Origin of the sequence: Kitasatospora sp. GAS204B (assembly GCF_029892155.1) — a bacterium.
Taxonomy (GTDB): Bacteria; Actinomycetota; Actinomycetes; order Streptomycetales; family Streptomycetaceae; genus Kitasatospora.
Genome location: NZ_JARZAG010000005.1, coordinates 189,210 through 208,321, shown reverse-complemented (window position 1 = coordinate 208,321; position 19,112 = coordinate 189,210). Strand labels below are relative to the sequence as shown.

Here is a 19,112-nt window from a genome sequence, read left to right as displayed (position 1 = left end):
TCGTTCAAGGTCGGGAAAACGGTGCGATCAATGTCAGCCCCGGCGGGTAATCTCAGGCTGAGATGCTGGAACACCACACCGACCAGACCAGCTGCGCGCCCCGTTCGGCCCAGTGCCCCGGAGCCGGCCCGCAGCCGCAGGCGTCACCGTCTGCGACCCACCACCACGGGAAGAAGAGGTGACGCCGATGAGCAGCGCCCTGTCCGACGACGATGCGATGAGCCCCGCCGAGGCGTACGCGGCCTCCCGCCGCCGCGCCAAGGAGCAGGCCACCGCCCTGTACGGTTTCCGCGAGCTGTACGACTTCCCGCTCGACGAGTTCCAGCTGGAGGCCTGCCGGACCCTCGAGGAGGGTCAGGGCGTCCTGGTCGCCGCGCCGACCGGCTCCGGCAAGACCATCGTGGGCGAGTTCGCGGTCCACCTGGCCCTGGCGGCCGGCCGCAAGTGCTTCTACACCACCCCGATCAAGGCCCTGTCGAACCAGAAGTACGCCGACCTGGTCAAGCGCTACGGCGCCGCCAAGGTCGGCCTGCTGACCGGCGACAACTCGGTCAACGGCGACGCACCCGTGGTGGTGATGACCACCGAGGTGCTGCGGAACATGCTCTACGCGAACTCGCACACCCTGGACGGCCTCGGTTACGTGGTGATGGACGAGGTGCACTACCTCGCCGACCGGTTCCGTGGCGCGGTCTGGGAGGAGGTGATCATCCACCTGCCCGAGTCCGTCACCCTGGTCTCGCTCTCGGCCACCGTCTCCAACGCCGAGGAGTTCGGCGACTGGCTGGACACCGTGCGCGGCGGCACCAAGGTGATCGTCGCCGAGCACCGCCCGGTCCCGCTCTGGCAGCACGTGATGGCCGGCAACCGGATGTACGACCTGTTCTCCGACCCGGACGTGGACGGCCGCCCCAAGTTCAGCCAGAAGAATCCGGCCAAGGCGGTCAACCCCGAGCTGGTCCGCCTCGCCCGCAGCGAGGCCGACCGCAACCCCCGGTTCGCCGGGCGCGGGCGGGGCCGCTCGATGCCGAGCGGGCGCCCCGGGCGGGTCTGGACGCCGGGCCGGGCCGACGTGATCGACCGGCTGGACGCCGAGGGCCTGCTGCCCGCGATCACCTTCATCTTCAGCCGGGCCGGCTGCGAGGCCGCCGTCCAGCAGGTGCTCACCTCCGGGCTGCGGCTCAACGACGAGCAGGAGCGGCTGCAGGTGCGGGCCATCGTGGAGGACCGCTGCGCCGCGATCCCCGACGAGGACCTGCACGTGCTCGGCTACTTCGAGTGGCTGGACGCGCTGGAGCGCGGGGTGGCCGCGCACCACGCCGGCATGCTGCCCCGGTTCAAGGAGGTGGTCGAGGAGCTCTTCCTGAAGGGCCTGGTCAAGGCCGTCTTCGCGACCGAGACGCTGGCGCTGGGCATCAACATGCCGGCCCGCTCGGTGGTGTTGGAGAAGCTGGTCAAGTGGAACGGCGAGATGCACGCCGACATCACCCCCGGCGAGTACACCCAGCTGACCGGCCGTGCCGGGCGGCGCGGCATCGACGTCGAGGGCCACGCGGTGGTGCTCTGGCAGCGCGGCCTGGACCCGGAGGCGCTGGCCGGCCTGGCCGGCACCCGCACCTACCCGCTGCGCTCCTCCTTCAAGCCGTCCTACAACATGGCCGTCAACCTGGTCGGTCAGTTCGGGCGGCACCGCTCGCGCGAACTCCTGGAGACCTCCTTCGCCCAGTTCCAGGCGGACCGTTCGGTGGTCGGCATCTCCCGGCAGGTGCAGCGCAACGAGGAGGGCCTGGACGGCTACCGCGAGGCGATGACCTGTCACCTCGGCGACTTCCAGGAGTACATGGACCTGCGCCGGGAGCTGAAGGACCGGGAGAACGAGCTGGCCCGCGAGGGCGGCAGCCAGCGCCGGGCGGCCGCGATCGAGGCGATCGAGGCGCTGAAGCCGGGCGACGTGATCCACGTGCCGACCGGCAAGTTCGCGGGGCTGGCGCTGGTCATCGACCCGGGCCTGCCGCCGGTCAGCCGCAACGGCCGCGGCGCGATCCGGCACCCCGACTACCAGGACGGGCCGCGCCCGGTGGTGCTCACCGCCGAGCGGCAGGTCAAGCGGCTGGCGATGATCGACTTCCCGTACCCGGTGGTGGCCATCGAGCGGGTGAAGATCCCCAAGTCCTTCAACCCGCGCAGCCCGCAGTCCCGCCGCGACCTGGCCTCCGCGCTGCGCACCAAGGCCGGCCACCTGGAGCCCGAGCGCTACCGCAAGGGCCGGGCGGCCGCCGCCGACGACCCGCAGATCGCCCGGCTGCGCACGGAGTTGCGCCAGCACCCCTGCCACGGCTGCGACGACCGGGAGAACCACGCCCGCTGGGCCGAGCGCTACCAGCGGCTGCACCGCGACACCGAGGTGCTGGAGCGCAAGATGCGCTCGCGCACCCACACCATCGCGCGCACCTTCGACCGGGTCAGCGGGCTGCTCACCGACCTCGGCTACCTGGTCGGCGACTCGGTGACCGACGACGGCAAGCGGCTCGGCCGGCTCTACGGCGAACTCGACCTGCTCGCCTCCGAGTGCATCCGCGAAGGCGTCTGGAAGGACCTGGCCGCCGCCGAACTCGCGGCCTGCGCCTCGGCGTTGGTCTACGAAGCCCGCCAGTCCGACGACGCGGCGACCCCGCGCCTGCCGGAGGGCGGCGCCAAGGAGGCGCTCGGCCGGATGGTCCGGATCTGGGGCCACCTGGACGCCCTGGAGGAGCAGCACCGGATCAACACCGCCGAGGGCGTCGGCCAGCGCGAGCCCGACCTGGGCTTCGCCTGGGTCGCCTACCGCTGGGCGCTGGGCCACAGCCTGGACGCGGTGCTGCGCGACGCCGAGATGCCCGCCGGCGACTTCGTGCGCTGGACCAAGCAACTGATCGACGTGCTCGGCCAGATCCAGGACGCGGCCGGCGAGGATGCCCAGCTGCGCTCCACGGCCCGCAAGGCGGTGGACGCGCTACGGCGCGGGATCATCGCGTACTCGTCGGTGGCCTGACGGGCCGTCGGATTCCGCGAAGTGCGGCTGCCCCCGACCGTCGTGCACGGTCGGGGGCAGCTGTGGCTCGGGCCGGTGGGGGTCAGCCGAGCTGGAAGGTGGCCTCGACCGGGTAGTGGTCGCTGGGGGAGTTGGTGTCCAGCTGACCGGCGCTCCAGCCGGCCTGCGGGTCGAGGTCGATCGCGACGTTCGGCAGCGCGACCGGGGTGGGGCGGCCGGCCTCGTTCAGGTAGCCGAGGTAGTCCAGGTCGTCGCGGTAGTCGACCGGGAAGGTCTCGATGCCGCTCATGTACTGGCACCAGGCGGAGACCGTGCAGTCCATCGTGGTCACGGTCTGGTTGGGGTCCAGCGCGGGCGAGCCGAGCACGCCGTTCACCGCGTTCTGCGCGTTGGCGTAGTCGCCGCGCGCCTGGCCGTGGTAGTACTCCACGTTCAGGTCGCCGCCGAAGAGCACCGGGGCGCTGGTGCCGACGATCCCGTTCACCCAGGACTTGATCTCGCCGAGCTGGGCGAGCCGGGTGGCCTGGGTGGTGTCGGTGGAGGTGTCGGACTCGTCGGCCTGCAGGTGGGTGCCGGCCACCCAGGTCTTCACGCCGCCCTTGTCGACCTGGACCAGCGCGGCGCCCTTGTCCGAGTGGTAGTCCCAGGTGCCGTAGGTGGAGTTGGAGAAGACGTGCTGGTACTGGGCGGTGATCGGGTACTTCGAGAGGATCATCGTCCCGCCGTTGATCACGAACGGGGAGCTGGAGCAGTTGCCGCTGGTGCCGTTCCAGCCGCCGCCGGAGCAGGTGCCGCCGACCACCGGGGTGCGGTAGGGGTAGAGGTCGGCGAGCTTGCTGTTGATGTCGCTGATCGAGGAGTCGTTGAACAGTTCGTCCAGGACCACCACGTCGGCGCTGTGCTGGCGGATGATCGACTCGACCACGGGGGTGCGGGTGCTGGCCTTCTCGTTCTGGCTCCAGTCGACCACGGAGGTGCCGAGGTCGACGTTCCAGGCGAAGACGGACAGCGTGCTGCCGGCGGGGGCGGCCGGGCCGGTGGCGGCGGCCGAGGCGCTGGTGGCGGCGGTGCCGGTGAGCAGGGTGAGCGCGGCGGCGGCGGAGGAGAGCGCGACAGCGGAGCGGCGCAGGGTCATGGGGGAACGGCTCCTGGAGGAAGGTCAGCTGTGCATGACAGCCGGAACCGTAGCTACCGATGAGTACGTTTGGAAGAACTCCAACCGACCAATCTTCGGCAGCAAGATGTCTGCACAACATTGTGGGCATGCGGAGCGGCCTGTCTGTACAACTATGGGTGATTTCAAGGCACTCTGGTCAGCTCCGGGCGCCGCACGTAGGGCGCGCGCATGGAGACCTCCGAGACGCTGACGGCCGTTCCGCTCGATCCTGGGGGACCCCAAGGCCAGGCCCAGCACCGGGTGGTGGCGGAGCAGGAGGATCGCCGCGGACCGTCCGCCCGGCAGGATCCGTTGCCCGTTGTCGAGCCCCGTGGGAGCATCTCAACGGTTTTGAGCACTCCACCAAGATCTGCGAACGGCAGGTACCGTTTGATGTACACACCAGAACTGACAGAAGCCCGCATCGAGGATGCGAGCAACATCCTGGTTGCGCCTTCGATGGTGCAAGACAATGACTTGATCAGGGACTTCTTCGGGTCCACGATCACGCCGGAGGACCTTGCTTCTGGTTCGCCCGACCTCGCACAGAAGACCGTCTACCTGTGTGGCGATGTATCCGGGATCAGCGGCCGCCAACTGCACGCGGCTGCCCGGGTATTCGTCATCCGGGAGCTGTCACACGGTTACCACGAGGACGTCGACAAGCCTTGGACCCTCGTCGACCTCGGCCGAGTTCCCATCCGCGTACACGGCGCGGGCGTGTACTATCGCCGATTTTTCGGACTCGGCGCCGATCACTTCGGACGGATCCGTGCGGAGCACGCTTTCCAGTCCCTGACGGAGTCCACCAAACCCGGAACAGCCCATCGCAGCGGAATCTATCTGACGCCCGTCACGCGAACCGGTGACGAACTACATTTCCGTCTGCTCCGGTGCTCCACGAATCTCTCGGGGCCGACCGAGAGCTTTCGCCCGACCGACACGCGCATCGTCGAGGCGCTGAACCGCGAGGCCGCCGCCGTCTTCCGGAACCAGGCACCGCTCAATCACGTCCTCGCTCAGATCTACCACAACACCCTTGCCACGGCCGAGCGCAAGCAGTCCAAGGCCAAGATCTCGGCCCATGCCGACAAGACCAAGGACATGCCCGCCAATGGCATCATGGCCTTCTGCACTTTCTATGACCGGATCGACAAGCTGCAGCCCCTGGCCGAAGACGCCTTCGACCACGGCGTGAAGGGTGCCAGCGGGCTGACCAAACTCCACTTTCGCCTCAAGGAGCCGACCGAAGAACGCGGCGGGGTCGCGCTCCCCCCGCAGTTCACCCTGACTCTCTATCCCGGCTCCGTGTTCTTCATGCCACTGTCCACCAACCGCCTGTACACGCATGAGATCCGGCCTTCGACATTGGACGCCGAGTTGCTCCCGACCCGCCTGGGATACGTGGTGCGCTGTTCGAGCGCCGAAGCCGTTCACAAGAACGGCCACACGTTCCTCAAAGCGCCCGGGGATCTGGTGAAGCTGGGGCCACCCACGCAGGTCGGCATGGACGAGCTGCGCAGGTTGTACGCCGAGGAGAACAGGACCTCGTCCTTCATTGATTACGGTGACGAGTTTCTCTTCAGTATGAACACGGGGGACTACATTGCCCCCCGACTCTAGGATCTCGGACGGGATCCTCTCGTGCGCTCTGCCGACCGAGGAGAATCTCTTTGCGGAGCTGTCCGCGTCGGCTCGCCTGGCAGACGTAGGAAAAGGTCGGCGAGGCGCCACGCTCACCAAGGTCGACGAGGCTGGTGGTGTGCCTCTCGTACGTACGACCGCTCGGTACAGCAGCCCGGCACAGCGTTTCCAGGAGGTGCACGAACGGCTGGCGCAACAGGTTCAGGAAAGCGCGGCGCTTTCGGTCGGCTTCAACAACGCTCTCATCGAGAGCTACACGAATGCTTACACAACCATGGGCAGCCATTCCGACCAGGCCCTCGATCTGGCCGGCGAGTCGTCTATCGCCGTCTTCTCCTGCTACCAGCATCCCGAAGCGAGCCCGCCGAGGAATCTGGTCTTCGAATCAAAGGGGTCCGATGGCGAGAAGTTCGAGATCCCCCTCGCTCACAACAGTATCGTCGCGTTTTCTGTCGACTTGAATCGGCAGCTCAGGCACAAAATCGTATTGGACAAGCCCGTCCAGGCGGCGGACAACCAGTGGTTGGGTGTGACGTTTCGAACGTCGAAGACCTTCGTTCGGTTTCGCGACGGACAGGCATACCTCCCGCAGGGTGCGCGCCTCAGGTTGGCCGACGATGACCAGCGGCACGAGTTCTACCAACTACGGCGCCGTGAGAACAAGGAAACGGACTTCCGCTACCCCCTGCTGACGTACACCATCAGCGAGAGCGATCTGCTGCCGCCCGTCTGACCTTGAGGGATTCCGTTCTCAGCGGGTGGCTGCGAGGGTGTCGAGGACGCGGGTGAGAGAGGAGCCCAGGCCCCAGCGGGCGGCGAGGGACTCCAAGGTCATCGGGTCGAGCGGCTCATGGGGCAGGGCGGGATCGAAGTCCGGCAGCGGGATGTCGGTGGCGACCCGGACCACGGTGGGGGCGACGTCGAGGTAGGCGGCGCCCTCCAGCAGGTTCCTGCGGCGGGCCGGGGTGAGCTTGGTGAACGGGTCGGCGGCGGCGGCCCGGATGCCGGCCAAGTCGCCGTACTCGTGGATGAGTTGGGCGGCGGTCTTCTCGCCGATGCCCTTGACGCCGGGCAGGCCGTCGCTCGGGTCGCCGCGCAGGGCCGCCATGTCGGCGTACTGGGAGCCGGTGACGCCGTACTTCTCGCGCAGCGCGGCCTCGTCGATCAGCTGGGCGGCGCCGACGCCCTTGAGCGGGTAGACGACCTGGACACCGCGGGCGTCGTCGACCAGCTGGAAGAGGTCGCGGTCGCCGGTGACGATCCGCACCGGCACGCTCGCCCGGGTGGCCAGGGTGCCGATCACGTCGTCCGCCTCGTAGCCGGGGACGCCGACGCGGGCGATGCCGAGGGCGTCCAGCACCTGCTCGATGATCGGGACCTGCGGGGAGAGGGTGTCCGGGATCTCCTCGGTGTTCTGCTCGCCCGGGGGCTGCTCCGGGGCGAGGCGGTGGGTCTTGTAGGTCGGGATCAGGTCGACCCGCCACTGCGGGCGCCAGTCGGCGTCCATGCAGGCGACCAGCTGGTCCGGACGGTGATCCTGGACCAGGCGGGTGATGAAGTCCAGCAGCCCGCGGACGGCGTTCACCGGAACGCCGTCCGGGGACTTCACGGACTCGGGCACGCCGAAGTACGCCCGGAAGTAGAGGCTGGCGGTGTCGAGGAGCATCAGGGTCACGCTCCGATCATCCCGCACCGCACCGACAAGTCACGGACCGGTCGGCGCGGCGGCCCGTCAGCGCCGCGCTACGCGGGCAGTCGCACCGCCGCGCCGGACACCCGCACCCGCGGGTCGCCCGCCCGCAGCTCCACGCTCAGCAGGCCGGGGCTGCCCATGTCCTCGCCCTGACGCAGGGTCAGCTCGGCCGTCTCGCCGGCCTCGCCCAGCTCGCGCAGGTAGGCGCCGAACGCGGCGGCCGCCGCGCCGGTGGCCGGGTCCTCGACCACGCCGCCGACCGGGAAGGGATCGCGGACGTGGAAGACCGTGGCCGACTCGCGCCAGACCAGCTGCAGGGTGATCAGCTCACGCTTCGTCATGAAGGCGGCGAGTCCGTCGAACTCGTACGCCAGCTCGGCCAGCCGCTCCCGGCTGCGGGCGGCCAGCACCAGATGGCGGGCGCCCGCATAGGCGTAGCGGGGCGGCAGGGTCGGGTCCAACTCGGCGGTGGTCCAGCCGAGCAGGGCCAGCGCCTCGGTCACGTCGGCCTGGTCGACCGGCAGCACGTGCGGCTCGACGCTGGTCAGGGTGGCCCGCAGCACTCCGTCCGGACCGGCGGTGACGGCCACCGGCACGGTGCCCGCCGCGGTCTCGAAGACCAGCTCACCCGGGCCGGTCGCCTCGGCCACCGCCACGGCGGCGGCGATGGTGGCGTGGCCGCAGAACGGCACCTCCAGGGTGGGCGCGAAGTACCGCACCCGGTAGGCGCGTTCACCGCCGGCCGGGTCGGGGGTGAGGAAGGCGGTCTCCGAGTAGCCCAACTCGGCGGCGATGGCCAGCATCCGCTGGTCCGTCAGGCCGGTGGCGTCCAGCACCACGCCCGCCCTGTTCCCGCCGGCGGGGTCGGTGGTGAAGGCGGCATAGCGCAGCACTGTAGTCATGGTCGTCCGAACACCACGGGCCCGAGCGTCATTCCGCCGGCCGCCGTTTCAGTGGGTGTGCGGGCCGGAGCGGTGCACCGGGCCGTGCGAGTCGGCGCAGTGTTCGACCGCCAGCGCCTCGGCGGCGTCGGTGATCTGCAGCAGCTGCTGGTCCTCGTCCTCGCCGACATGGTCGACCTGCAAGGTGGCGTGGGTGATCCGGTACTCCTCCCGCAGTCGCCGCTGCAGGTCGCGGCGGATGGCGTGGCAGTCGCCGCCGGGGGTGACCAGGATGTGCGCGGAGAGCGCGGGCTGGTTGGAGGTGATCTCCCAGACGTGCAGGTCGTGGATCTCCTCGACCAGGGGCGTCTCGACCAGGCGGTCGGCCAGCGTGTTGGGGTCGATCCCGGCCGGGGCGGCCTCCAGGAAGATCCGCCCGGAGTCCCGGACCAGCCCGATGCCCGCGCGCAGCATCAGCACCACCACGATCAGCGAGGCGATCGCGTCGGCCCGGCCGAAGCCGGTGGTCAGCATGATCGCGCCGGCCACGGCGGTGGCGATGAAGGCGTAGAGGTCGGTCACGACGTGCTGGAAAGCGCCCTCGACGTTGAGCGAGCTGCGGTTGGCCTTGGACATGCACCAGGCGGCGGCGAGGTTGACCACGATCCCGACCAGCGCGGTGACCAGCACCAGGCCGCCCGAGACCTCGGGCGGGTTGATCAGTCGGCCGATCGACTCGTAGCCCAGCCAGGCGGACAACACCAGCAGGGTGACGCCGTTCGCCTGGGCGGAGAGGATCTCGGCACGCTTGAGGCCGTAGGTGAACCCGCCGCGGGCCGGTTTGGCGGCCAGCCGCATCGCGATCAGGGCGAGCACGATCGATGCCGCGTCGGTGAGCATGTGCGCGGCGTCCGAGATCAGGGCGAGCGAACTCGCGGCGAACCCGACCACCACCTCGACGGCCATGAAGAGGACGATCAGGGTCAGCGCACTGGTCAGCCAGCGGCGGTCGGCGTCGGCCGCCACCCCGTGCGAGTGGCCGTGCCCGCCGTGCGAGTGGCCGTGCGCGCCGTGCCCGTGCCCGTGCGCGCCGTGCCCGTGGGCGTCAGGGGCGTCGTGCGCGTCATGCTCGTCGTGCGGGTGGTCGTGGTGGCCGGCCATCGCGGTCGTCTCCTGAGTGCCGGGTGCGGTCGAGGACGGATGCCCTGCAGGAAGTGAACCGTAGATCGGACGAAGATCCAAAGACTGCAGTGGTGACCGTTGTCGTTCCACTTTCCTGCTGCTCCGAATGGGCACTCTCACCGTAATCTCATGCGAATCGGCCCGATTGTGGCACTCAGTTGATATCGCGCTTATCCGCCTGCCCATACATTTTCTGGTGTGAGCGAAGCGAAGATCCCGGCCGGGTGGTACCCGGACCCGCAGGACACCACCAGTGACCCCCGGCCCGAGCGCTGGTGGGACGGCATGGGCTGGACGGCCACCACCCGTCCCGGCGACCCAGGTTCCAGCCACGCGACCGGCTCCGGCGACACGGTCGGCTCCGGCGAGAGCGGCTCCGGCGTCTCGGACGTCGAGGAGACCGCCGTGCTGGAGGGCACCCAGGTGATCGAGGGTGAGGTGCTGGAGAACGGCGCCGTGCGCTACCCGGTTCCGCCGGACGGCCCGGGGCCGAGCTTCGGCCCGTACGGCGAGCCGCTCCCGCCCCAGCGGCCCTCGGTCCTGCGGCGGATCAGCCGTCCGGTGCTGATCACCGCGGCCGTGGCCGCCCTGCTCGGCGCGGCCGTCGGCTCGGGCATCACCTACCTCGCGACGGACCACCACGGTTCGCGCGAGACGGCGCAGGCGGTCCCGCAGCAGCCGAACAACCCGCAGAACGGCGGCGGCCGGCTCCCCGGCCAGCGCGGTGGCGGTTCGGGCGGCAGCGGCGGCTCCACCGGCGGCAACGGTTTCCCGGGCATCCCGGGTTTCCCCGGCGGAGGAAACAGCGGAGGAAACAGCGGCGGCAGCGGCTCCGGGGGCACCGGCGGCGGCAGCGGCCAGCCCGGCGTGGCGGCCGACATGAACAGCGGCATCCAGCTGCCGGTCCCGACCGGCTGGCAGGGCGGCACCGCGGGCGACGGCACGGCCTTCCTCGCCATCGGCCCCTACCAGTGCCCGGGCGCCGGCAGCGGCAGCGGTGGCAGTGGCAGCGGTGGTGGCACCGGCGGCAGCGGCAACAGCCAGCAGTGCACCCTCGGCGGCGTCAACACCGGCCAGATCCAGGGCACCGACCCGCAGGCCGCCGCCAAGCAGGACATCGTGGACGCCGCCAACGCCTCCTACCCGGGCAACACCGGCCACAAGGAGCTGGAGTCCCAGTCGGTCACCGTGGACGGCCGCGCGGGCTACCTGGTGCGCTGGCAGGTCAACGCGGCGCAGGGCAACAACGGCACAGTCGAGTCGGTGGTCTTCCCGTCCGCCGACGGCAAGAGCCTGATCTCGGTGCGGCTCGGCTTCGACATCGCCGCCAAGGCCCCGGCGGTCTCCCAGATGGACACCATCGTCAGCGGGATCACCAACTACTCGGGATCCGGCGCCGCCGGCGGCAACGCCTCAGGCGGCACCACCACCTGACGCCGCCTCAGCTCACCCACCGTGCCCCGCCGCATGCCGACGCGACGGGGCACGGGTCTGCCCGCCCCAACCCGGGCCGGCCAGCTCAGCGGAACGCCCGCTCAGAGAAACGTCCGCCCCTCGCCCCGGTAGGTCGGCACCGTCGCGACCACCGCCTCGCCAGCCACCAGGTGCAGCCGCTCGAAGCGCTCGCACAGCTCGCCGGCCTTGGCGTGCCGGAACCAGACCTTGTCCCCGATCAGCAGGTCGTCGGCCGCCGACCCGAGCAGCGGCGTCTGCACCTCGCCGGCCCCCTCCATCGGGTCGTAGCGCAGCCCGGCCGGCAGGTGGGGCACCGGGGAGCGGTCGGCCCCCGCCGGGCCCGAGGCCGGGTAGCCGCCGCCCAGCACCGTCACCACGCCCACCCCGGGCCGCCGCACCACCGGCTGGGCGAAGAGCGCCGCCGGGCGACCCTGGAACGAGCGGTAGTTGTCGAAGAGCCGCGGCAGGTACAGCCCGGACCCGGCCGCCACCTCGGTCACCGCGCTCTCGGCCGCCGTGCTCCGCACGCTGCCGGTGCCCCCACCGTTGACGAACTCCAGGTCCGCCACCCGCCGTACCGCCCGCACCACCGCCGCGCGCCGCTCGGCCAGCTCCGCCCGGGCCTTGGCCTGCATCAGCTGGATCATCCGCGAGCGGACCGGCCGGCCGGCGATCCGGTCGCCCACCCCGGCGATGTGCCCCTCGTAGGCCATCAGCCCGACCACCTTGAACCCGGGCCTGGTGTGCACCAGTTCGGCGAAGGCGGCGAGTTGCTCGGGGGTGCGCAGCGGCGAGCGCCGGGCACCGACCCGCAGCCGCCCGCCGAGCAACTCCAGTGCGGTGTCCAGTTCCAGGCAGACCCGCACCGGCTCCTCGCCCGCCCTGGCCTGCTCTATCAGCCCCAGCTGTGCGGGGTCGTCCAGCAGCACGGTGATGTTGGCGGCCAGCTTCGGGTCGGCGGTCAGCTCGGCGAACGCCGCCCGGTCGGCCGAGGGGTAGGCGAGCAGCACGTCCTCGAACCCGGCCCGGACCAGCCAGATCGACTCGGCCAGCGTGTAGCTCATCACCCCGGCGAAGCCGTCCATCGCGAGCACCCGCTCCAGCAGCGCCCGGCAGCGGACCGATTTGCTGGCCACCCGGACCGGCTTGCCGGCGGCCCGGCGGACCAGGTCGGCGGCGTTGGCGTCGAAGGCGTCCAGGTCGACGATGGCCAGCGGCGCGTCCAACTCGGCGGTGGCGCGGTCATAGCGGGCCCGGTCGGCGGCGGCAGAGGTCGTCATTGGCGCAGCCTGCCACAGCGCCCCTACCGCTGGGTAGGGTCAGGAGACGGGAACCACGGCCGCCCGCACGCAGAGGATGTCGGGCAGGTGCGACTTGATCAGCCGCCAGCTGTCGCCCTCGTCCGCGCTCGCGTACAGCTCACCGTTGCGGTTGCCGAAGTAGACCCCGGCCGGGTCGGCGTTGTCACAGCGCAGCGCGTCGCGCAGCACCACGCCGTAGTGGTCCTCGCCGGGCAGTCCGAGGGTCAGTGGCTCCCAGTGCTCGCCGCCGTCCTCGGTGCGGTAGATCCGGCACCGGTGGTCGGGCGGCATCCGCATGAAGTCGGCCTCCAGCGGCGCCAGGTAGGCCACCCCGGAGCGGCGCGGATGGGTGGCGACGGCGAAGCCGAAGGTGGCCGGCAGGCCGTTCTCGATCGGCTGCCAGCTGTCCCCGGCGTCGTCGCTGCGGAACACCCCGCCGTGGTTCTGCAGGTAGCGGCGGTCGGGCAGCACCGGGTCCGGTGCGATCTTGTGCACGCACTGCCCGAACTCGGGGTACTCCTCCGGCAGGAAGCTGACCTTGATCCCGGTGTTGGACGGCCGCCAGCTCGCTCCGCCGTCCCCGCTGCGGTAGACGCCGCCCGAGGAGACCGCCACGGTGAGCGCGGCCGGATCCTTCGGGTCGGTCAGGATCGTGTGCAGGCCCTGCCCGCCGAAGCCGGCGCCCCACTGCTCGCGCTGCGGGTGCGACCAGAGCGCCTCGACGAAGTCGAAGCTCTCCCCGCCGTCGGTGGACCGGAAGAGCGCGGCCGGCTCGGTACCGGCGTAGACCACCCCGGGCGCCTCGGGCCCGGCCGGCTGCAGCTGCCAGAGCCGGGCCAGCGCGGCCCCGGTGTGCTCGGGGAACCGCACGGCGGGGGTGGTCGGTTCGAGCCAGGTCTCGCCCAGATCGTCCGAATGCCAGACCGAGGGCCCCCAGTGGCTGCTGTCGGCGCCCACCAGCAGCCGGGTGCGTCCGTCGCGGTTGTCGATGCCGATCGCGTAGACGCCGTTCATCGGGAAGATCGGGCCGGTGAAGTCCCAGACCTTCCGGTCCCGGCTGCGGCCCAGGAAGAGGCCCTTCTCGGTGCCGACCGCCAGCAGTACCTCGCTCATGCCACCACTGTGCGCAAGAGCGCCCCGCACCAGCGGCTAGGCTCGCCGGGTGGACCGCAAGAACATCCCGAACCCCGGATTCGCCGCCGACGACGGCAGCGCCGACCCCGTCCTGGCCGCGGCGCTCGCTGACTGGGCGCGCGACCCGGCCGCCGAGGCAGCCGTGCTGGCCGCGCTGCGCCCGGCCCGGCTGATGGTCCCGATCGTCGCCCTGCTCGGCGAGGTGGAGACCGACGCCCGGGGACTCGAGCACGAGAAGACCAGCGACATGGCGGTGCCGGTGATCGAGGCCGCCGACGGACGCCGCGCGCTGCCCGCCTTCACCTCGCTGGCCTCGCTGGCGGCCTGGCAGGCCGACGCCCGCCCGGCGCCGGTGAGCGCCCCGCAGGCCGTGCTGACCGCCTACGCGGAGCGGGCCGACACCCTCCTGATCGACCCGGCGGGCCCGGTGCCCTACCAGCTGACCGGTGCCCGGATGCGCGCCGTGGCGGAGAACCGGACCTGGCTGCCGCCGGTCGAGGACCCGCAGGTGTTGGCCGCGCTGCGGACGCTGCTGGCCGCCGAGCCGCAGGTGCTGCGGGCCGAGCTGCGCCCGGGTCAGGCCACCGACGCGGTGCTCGCCCTCGCGCTGGCCGACGGCGCTCCGGTCGCGGAGCTGGCCCAGCGGCTGGCCGGCGCGCTGGCCGCCGACGCCACCCTGCGGGTCCGGCTGGCCCGCGGCCTGGACCTCGCACTGCTGCCCGCCGACGGTGGGTCGACGGGCAGCGGCTTCTACAACGCGTAGGTACGGGACGCGCGGCTCAGGAGTAGACGGGCCCGGTGAACTTCTCGCCGGGGCCGGTGCCCGGGGCGTCCGGCACCAGCGAGGCCTCGCGGAAGGCCAGCTGGAGCGAGCGCAGGCCGTCGCGCAGCGGGGCCGCGTGGAAGTTGCTGATCTCGGGCGCGCCCGCGGTCACCAGGCCGGCCAGCGCGGTGATCAGCTTGCGGGCCTCGTCCAGGTCCTTGTCCTTCTCGCCGCCCTCGGCCAGACCGCACTTCACGGCCGCCGCGCTCATCAGGTGCACCGCGACGGTGGTGATCACCTCGACCGCCGGGACGTCCGCGATGTCGCGGGTCAGCTCGTCGTAACCCACGGTCTGGTCGCCGACGGTCTCGTCGCGGGCCTCGTCAACGTTGTCGGGCTGGCTGTTCAAGGAAGGCTCATTCCCTAGCGGTGGATCCGGTTACCCCTGGGAGGGTACCGGCAGACACCATCCCCGCCGGTGGTGTAAAGTGGCTCGAGACCGGCCAGGCGCTTCATCGTGCCCGGCCAGCAAGTGGAGGCTCCACCCAGGAGGCCCGAGAGGGCAACCGCGAAAGTCTCCCACCTGATCGACTTGGCGGTCGACAGGTCTCCGGTCAGCGACACCAGCCGTCAGGCCGTGAGTCGCCCGCAGCGCCCTTCCGGGCGCCGCCCCCGGTTGTGTGGAGCCCCGCTTGCGATGAGCGGGGCTTTTTTCGTGCCGCGGTGCCAGGTTCAGACGCCGACGGCAGCGCAGCACGAATGAAGCCCCGCCCAGTGGTCAGAGCCTACGTACGACCGCCTCCCTGACGGCCGTATCGAAGAAGGTGCAACCGAGGAGGCCCCATCAGCACCGAGCCCCGCATCAACGACCGGATTCGCGTCCCCGAGGTGCGACTCGTCGGTCCCAGCGGCGAGCAGGTCGGCATCGTGCCGCTTGCCAAGGCGCTGGAGCTTGCGCAGGAGTACGACCTCGACCTGGTCGAGGTCGCGGCGACCGCCCGGCCGCCGGTGTGCAAGCTCATGGACTACGGCAAGTTCAAGTACGAGTCGGCCATGAAGGCCCGTGAGGCGCGCAAGAACCAGGCGCACACGGTCATCAAGGAGATGAAGCTCCGGCCGAAGATCGACCCGCACGACTATGACACCAAGAAGGGTCACGTCGTTCGGTTCCTCAAGCAGGGCGACAAGGTCAAGATCACGATCATGTTCCGTGGTCGCGAGCAGTCCCGTCCCGAGCTGGGCTTCCGGCTGCTGCAGCGGCTCGCCAACGACGTCCAGGACCTGGGCTTCGTGGAGTCCTCGGCCAAGCAGGACGGCCGTAACATGATCATGGTTCTCGGCCCGCACAAGAAGAAGACCGAGGCGATGGCCGAGGCCCGCGCGGCGCAGGACGCCCGCAAGGCCGAGCGCCAGGGTCGCAACGCCGGCCCGGCTGACGCGGACGGCGACAGCGCCGCGGACGACGCAGCTCTCGAGGCGGAGAACGCCGCCCTCGAGGCCGAGGCGGACGGCGCCGAGGACGACGAGGACGCCGACGACGACGCCACCCACGACGAGGTGGAGGCCGGCGACACCGCCGCCGACGCCGAGCAGCCGGCCGAGGTCGCTCAGGACGCCTGAGCCCTCCAGGGCTCCGGTCGGTCCGAGTGATCCGGCCAACGCGGTCCCGGGACTCCCGTCCCGATGACCGAGCAAACACAGCGCCCGGGCCTGCGTGGCAACACGCGGGCCTGGGGCGGACCGACGAGGAGATACGGCGACATGCCGAAGCAGAAGACGCACAGTGGCGCCAGCAAGCGCTTCAAGATCACGGGCTCGGGCAAGGTGCTGCGCGAGCGCGCCGGTCGTCGCCACCTCCTGGAGCACAAGCCCTCGACGCTGACCCGCAAGCTTGCCGGCACCGTCGAGGTCGCCCCCGCGGACGCCAAGAAGATCAAGAAGCTTCTCGGCAAGTGATCGCCCGCCGCGACCTGGTGGTCGCGGAGTCCGGCTGATCCTTCCCGACCTATTCGATTTGACGGACCGCGTGAAGTAGTCCGTGGTCCAACCCAAGGAGTAATGAAGTGGCACGCGTCAAGCGGGCAGTGAACGCCCACAAGAAGCGCCGGGTCATCCTCGAGCGAGCGAAGGGGTACCGCGGCCAGCGGTCGCGCCTGTACCGCAAGGCCAAGGAGCAGGTCACCCACTCGCTCGTTTACAACTACAACGACCGCAAGAAGCGCAAGGGCGACTTCCGTCAGCTCTGGATCCAGCGCATCAACGCTGCGGCCCGTGCCAACGGCATGACCTACAACCGCTTCGTGCAGGGCCTCAAGGCCGCCAGCATCGAGATCGACCGCAAGATGCTGGCCGAGCTGGCCGTCAACGACCCCAACGCGTTCGCCACGCTGGTCGAGGCCGCCCAGAAGGCGCTGCCGACCGACGTCAACGCGCCGAAGGTCGCCGCTGACGCCGCCTGATCCACCGCTGTACCCCGGACCCGCAGGCTCCTCGTGAGCCTGCGGGTTCTTTTGGAGGGTCCGCCAGTCGAGGGCCGGACCCTCTCAGAGGGTCCGGCCCTCTTACCCACCCCCGCGAGAGAGAACATGGCCAGCACCGACACCCCCCAGCTCAGCTCGCTCCGCTCGCCGCGGGTGATCGCCGCCCGCAAGCTGGCCCGGCGGGCCCAGCGCGGCAAGGACCGCCGCTTCCTGGCCGAGGGCCCGCAGGCGGTGCGCGAGGCGGTGGCCTTCGGACTGCTGCCGGGTGGCGCGGACGGTGACGCTGCCAGGCCTGCCGTGGTGGAGATCTACCTGACCGCGGAGGCCGCCGAGCGGCACGCCGAGATCGTCGCCGAGGCCCGGGCCGCCGGCCTGCCGGTGCTGACCGCCACCGACGAGGTGATCGCCGACATCTGCGACACCGTCACCCCGCAGGGGATCGTGGCGCTCTGCCGGTTCCTGGACACCCCCTTCGCCGAGGTGCTGGCGGCCCGGCCCAAGCTGGTCGCGGTGCTGGCCAACGTCCGCGACCCCGGCAACGCCGGCACCGTGCTGCGCACCGCCGACGCGGCGGGGGCGGACGCGGTGGTGCTCACCGACGCCTCGGTGGACCTCTACAACCCCAAGGCCGTGCGAGCCTCGGTGGGCAGCCTGTTCCACCTGCCGGTGGCCGTCGGGGTGCCGGTCGAGCAGGCGGTGGCCGAGCTGAAGGCGGCCGGGGTGCGGGTGCTGGCGGCTGACGGGGCGGGGGAGCGCGACCTGGACCACGAGCTGGACGAGGGCACGCTGGGCGCCCCCACCGCGTGGATCTTCGGCAACGAGGCCTGGGGCCTGCCGGAGCAGACCCGCGCACTCGCCGACGAGGTGGTGCGCGTGCCCATTCACGGGCACGCCGAGAGCCTGAACCTCGCCACCGCCGCCGCCGTCTGCCTCTATGCGTCCGCTCGGGCACAGCGTTCGCCCGCAGGCTGTCGCGAGTCGGGTACGGAGCGCTAGGGTCTGCCTCGGCGGGGGCCATTCACCAGTTTCAGGTGTGGGTCGGGCGGATCGGGGAGGACACCCATGGTGGGCAGCGAGGAGGGGGCGAGCGCCGGGCCGGGCACGGTGGCCGTGGCGCTCGACGACCTGCCGGACGGCCTGGTGATCGCCGACCGGAACGGCCTGGTGGTCGGCTTCAACGCCGCCGCCGCCCGGCTCACCGGGATCAGCGCCGCCGCCGCGCTCGGCCGCCCGCTGGCCGAGGCGCTGCCGCTGGAGGACCTGGACGGCCGGCGCTGGTGGCCGCTCACCGACCCGTACGGAGGGCTGGCGATCCGCACCCGCCAGCCCGAGCGCAACCTGCTGCTGCCCGGCGCCAACCGCGAACTGCTGGTCTCGGCCTCCTACCTGCGCGAGGGCCCCGGCGGCCCGCTGCGCCAGGTGGTGGTGGCACTGCGCGGCACCGAGGCGCGGCGGCGCACCGAGCGGGCGCACGCCGAGCTGATCGCCACCGTCGCGCACGAGCTGCGCTCACCGCTGACCAGCGTCAAGGGCTTCACCGCCACCCTGCTGAACAAGTGGGAGCGCTTCACCGACGGCCAGAAGCGGGTGATGCTGGAGACCGTGAACGCCGACGCCGACCGGGTCACCCGGCTGATCGCCGAGCTGCTCGACATCTCCCGGATCGACGCCGGGCGCCTGGAGGTGCGCAAGCAGGTGGTGGACCTGGCCGCCGCGGTGCGCCGGCAGGTCGAGGGCAAGGTGGCCGCGGGCATCCCCGCCGAGCGCTTCGACATCCGCCTGGTCGACGAGTTGCCGCAGCAGTGGGCCGATCCCGACAAGGTGGACCAGGTGCTGGCCAACCTGCTGGAAAACGCGGTGCGCCACGGCGAGGGAACTGTCACCATCGAGGTCGCGCCGGCCAAGGAGATCGTCGAGGCCGCCAGTTGGGAGCACCCGGGCACTCCGCCCCGGATCGTGGAAGGAACGGCGGTCACCGTGAGCGACGAGGGCAGCGGCATCCCCGAGGAGGCCATGCCGCGCGTCTTCACCCGCTTCTGGCGCGGCAGCAAGCGCGGCGGTACCGGCCTGGGCCTCTACATCGTCAAGGGCATCGTCGAGGCGCACGGTGGGACGATCCGGATCGACCGGGCGCCGGGCGGCGGCGCGCGGTTCCGATTTATCCTGCCCGCCGGGGTGCCCGACTTCATGGTCTGACAACGACCGATTCCCGGGCCCGGCGGGCTGTGCAGGCGTTCCGCCAAGGGAACGAACCACACCAGGGTCGCTTGGTGAGCTGCTCCTACGCTGCGGGCGGGTGCCCCCTCGTACCTCGGAGGCCCCCACCCTCCGCTGCGTCGCAGCTCAGTCGCTCCAGGGCCGTGTGCGCGCTGCGACTACACTCGACCTGGTG

At 71.1% G+C, this 19,112-nt stretch carries 17 protein-coding genes; 10 read left to right on the top strand and 7 right to left on the bottom strand.

Annotation, left to right across the window (positions count from 1 at the left end; all coding sequences use genetic code 11):
• Nucleotides 1–187: 187 nt before the first annotated feature.
• Nucleotides 188–3,031 carry a DEAD/DEAH box helicase gene (locus P3T41_RS09300; protein ID WP_280689161.1) on the top strand — a complete coding sequence of 948 codons (2,844 nt, stop codon included), beginning with the start codon at nucleotides 188–190 and terminating at the stop codon, nucleotides 3,029–3,031.
• Nucleotides 3,032–3,113: 82 nt separating this feature from the next.
• Here P3T41_RS09300 and P3T41_RS09295 read toward each other — a convergent pair whose 3' ends face one another.
• Nucleotides 3,114–4,166, bottom strand: coding sequence for a sphingomyelin phosphodiesterase (locus tag P3T41_RS09295; protein WP_280689160.1), 1,053 nt, complete (start codon nucleotides 4,164–4,166; stop codon nucleotides 3,114–3,116).
• Between the two features lie 414 nt (nucleotides 4,167–4,580).
• Here P3T41_RS09295 and P3T41_RS09290 point away from each other — a divergent pair, with 414 nt between their 5' ends.
• Nucleotides 4,581–5,810 (top strand): hypothetical protein, encoded by a 1,230-nt coding sequence (locus P3T41_RS09290; protein ID WP_280689268.1) that lies wholly within the window; start codon nucleotides 4,581–4,583, stop codon nucleotides 5,808–5,810.
• Complete coding sequence (locus P3T41_RS09285; protein ID WP_280689159.1) at nucleotides 5,794–6,564, top strand: hypothetical protein; 771 nt, start codon at nucleotides 5,794–5,796, stop codon at nucleotides 6,562–6,564. The genes P3T41_RS09290 and P3T41_RS09285 overlap by 17 nt, the downstream gene beginning before the upstream one ends.
• A gap of 18 nt (nucleotides 6,565–6,582) precedes the next feature.
• On the opposite strand, the gene P3T41_RS09280 is transcribed toward P3T41_RS09285, so the two are convergent.
• The 3 genes from P3T41_RS09280 to P3T41_RS09270 all read right to left on the bottom strand — a co-directional run bounded on the left by P3T41_RS09280 (nucleotide 6,583) and on the right by P3T41_RS09270 (nucleotide 9,566).
• A complete protein-coding gene (locus tag P3T41_RS09280) occupies nucleotides 6,583–7,497 on the bottom strand; it encodes a 5'-3' exonuclease (protein WP_280689267.1) in 915 nt (304 codons plus the stop codon).
• Nucleotides 7,498–7,574: 77 nt separating this feature from the next.
• Nucleotides 7,575–8,426: a PhzF family phenazine biosynthesis isomerase gene (locus P3T41_RS09275; protein WP_280689158.1), complete on the bottom strand. Its 852-nt coding sequence runs from the start codon at nucleotides 8,424–8,426 to the stop codon at nucleotides 7,575–7,577.
• A 48-nt stretch (nucleotides 8,427–8,474) separates the two neighbouring features.
• On the bottom strand, nucleotides 8,475–9,566 hold the full coding sequence (locus P3T41_RS09270; protein ID WP_280689156.1) for a cation diffusion facilitator family transporter: 1,092 nt from the start codon (nucleotides 9,564–9,566) through the stop codon (nucleotides 8,475–8,477).
• Between the two features lie 219 nt (nucleotides 9,567–9,785).
• Between P3T41_RS09270 and P3T41_RS09265 the strand changes: the two genes are divergently transcribed.
• Nucleotides 9,786–11,021, top strand: coding sequence for a DUF2510 domain-containing protein (locus P3T41_RS09265; protein WP_280689155.1), 1,236 nt, complete (start codon nucleotides 9,786–9,788; stop codon nucleotides 11,019–11,021).
• Nucleotides 11,022–11,122: 101 nt separating this feature from the next.
• Here P3T41_RS09265 and P3T41_RS09260 read toward each other — a convergent pair whose 3' ends face one another.
• Both P3T41_RS09260 and P3T41_RS09255 read right to left on the bottom strand, forming a co-directional pair.
• Nucleotides 11,123–12,322, bottom strand: a complete 1,200-nt coding sequence (locus P3T41_RS09260; RefSeq protein WP_280689154.1) for an alanine racemase — start codon at nucleotides 12,320–12,322, stop codon at nucleotides 11,123–11,125.
• 39 nt (nucleotides 12,323–12,361) lie between these two features.
• Nucleotides 12,362–13,456, bottom strand: coding sequence for an exo-alpha-sialidase (locus tag P3T41_RS09255; RefSeq protein ID WP_280689153.1), 1,095 nt, complete (start codon nucleotides 13,454–13,456; stop codon nucleotides 12,362–12,364).
• Between the two features lie 49 nt (nucleotides 13,457–13,505).
• Here P3T41_RS09255 and P3T41_RS09250 point away from each other — a divergent pair, with 49 nt between their 5' ends.
• Nucleotides 13,506–14,240: an SseB family protein gene (locus P3T41_RS09250; protein ID WP_280689152.1), complete on the top strand. Its 735-nt coding sequence runs from the start codon at nucleotides 13,506–13,508 to the stop codon at nucleotides 14,238–14,240.
• Between the two features lie 16 nt (nucleotides 14,241–14,256).
• Here the strand turns inward: P3T41_RS09250 and P3T41_RS09245 are convergent, their stop codons facing one another.
• The gene (locus tag P3T41_RS09245; protein ID WP_280689266.1) at nucleotides 14,257–14,589 is read right to left on the bottom strand and encodes a DUF1844 domain-containing protein; all 333 of its coding nucleotides are present in this window, start codon (nucleotides 14,587–14,589) and stop codon (nucleotides 14,257–14,259) included.
• 494 nt (nucleotides 14,590–15,083) lie between these two features.
• On the opposite strand from P3T41_RS09245, the gene infC reads away from it, so the two are divergent.
• From infC to P3T41_RS09220, 5 genes are all read left to right on the top strand, one after another.
• Complete coding sequence (gene infC / locus P3T41_RS09240; RefSeq protein WP_280689265.1) at nucleotides 15,084–15,860, top strand: translation initiation factor IF-3; 777 nt, start codon at nucleotides 15,084–15,086, stop codon at nucleotides 15,858–15,860.
• Between the two features lie 141 nt (nucleotides 15,861–16,001).
• Nucleotides 16,002–16,196, top strand: coding sequence for a 50S ribosomal protein L35 (gene rpmI, locus P3T41_RS09235; RefSeq protein ID WP_280689151.1), 195 nt, complete (start codon nucleotides 16,002–16,004; stop codon nucleotides 16,194–16,196).
• A gap of 107 nt (nucleotides 16,197–16,303) precedes the next feature.
• Nucleotides 16,304–16,699, top strand: coding sequence for a 50S ribosomal protein L20 (gene rplT / locus P3T41_RS09230; protein ID WP_280689150.1), 396 nt, complete (start codon nucleotides 16,304–16,306; stop codon nucleotides 16,697–16,699).
• A gap of 126 nt (nucleotides 16,700–16,825) precedes the next feature.
• Entirely contained in the window at nucleotides 16,826–17,716 is an 891-nt protein-coding gene (locus tag P3T41_RS09225) for an RNA methyltransferase (protein ID WP_280689149.1), read from the top strand.
• Between the two features lie 66 nt (nucleotides 17,717–17,782).
• The gene (locus P3T41_RS09220; RefSeq protein ID WP_280689148.1) at nucleotides 17,783–18,916 is read left to right on the top strand and encodes an ATP-binding protein; all 1,134 of its coding nucleotides are present in this window, start codon (nucleotides 17,783–17,785) and stop codon (nucleotides 18,914–18,916) included.
• The last annotated feature ends 196 nt before the right edge of the window (nucleotides 18,917–19,112 follow it).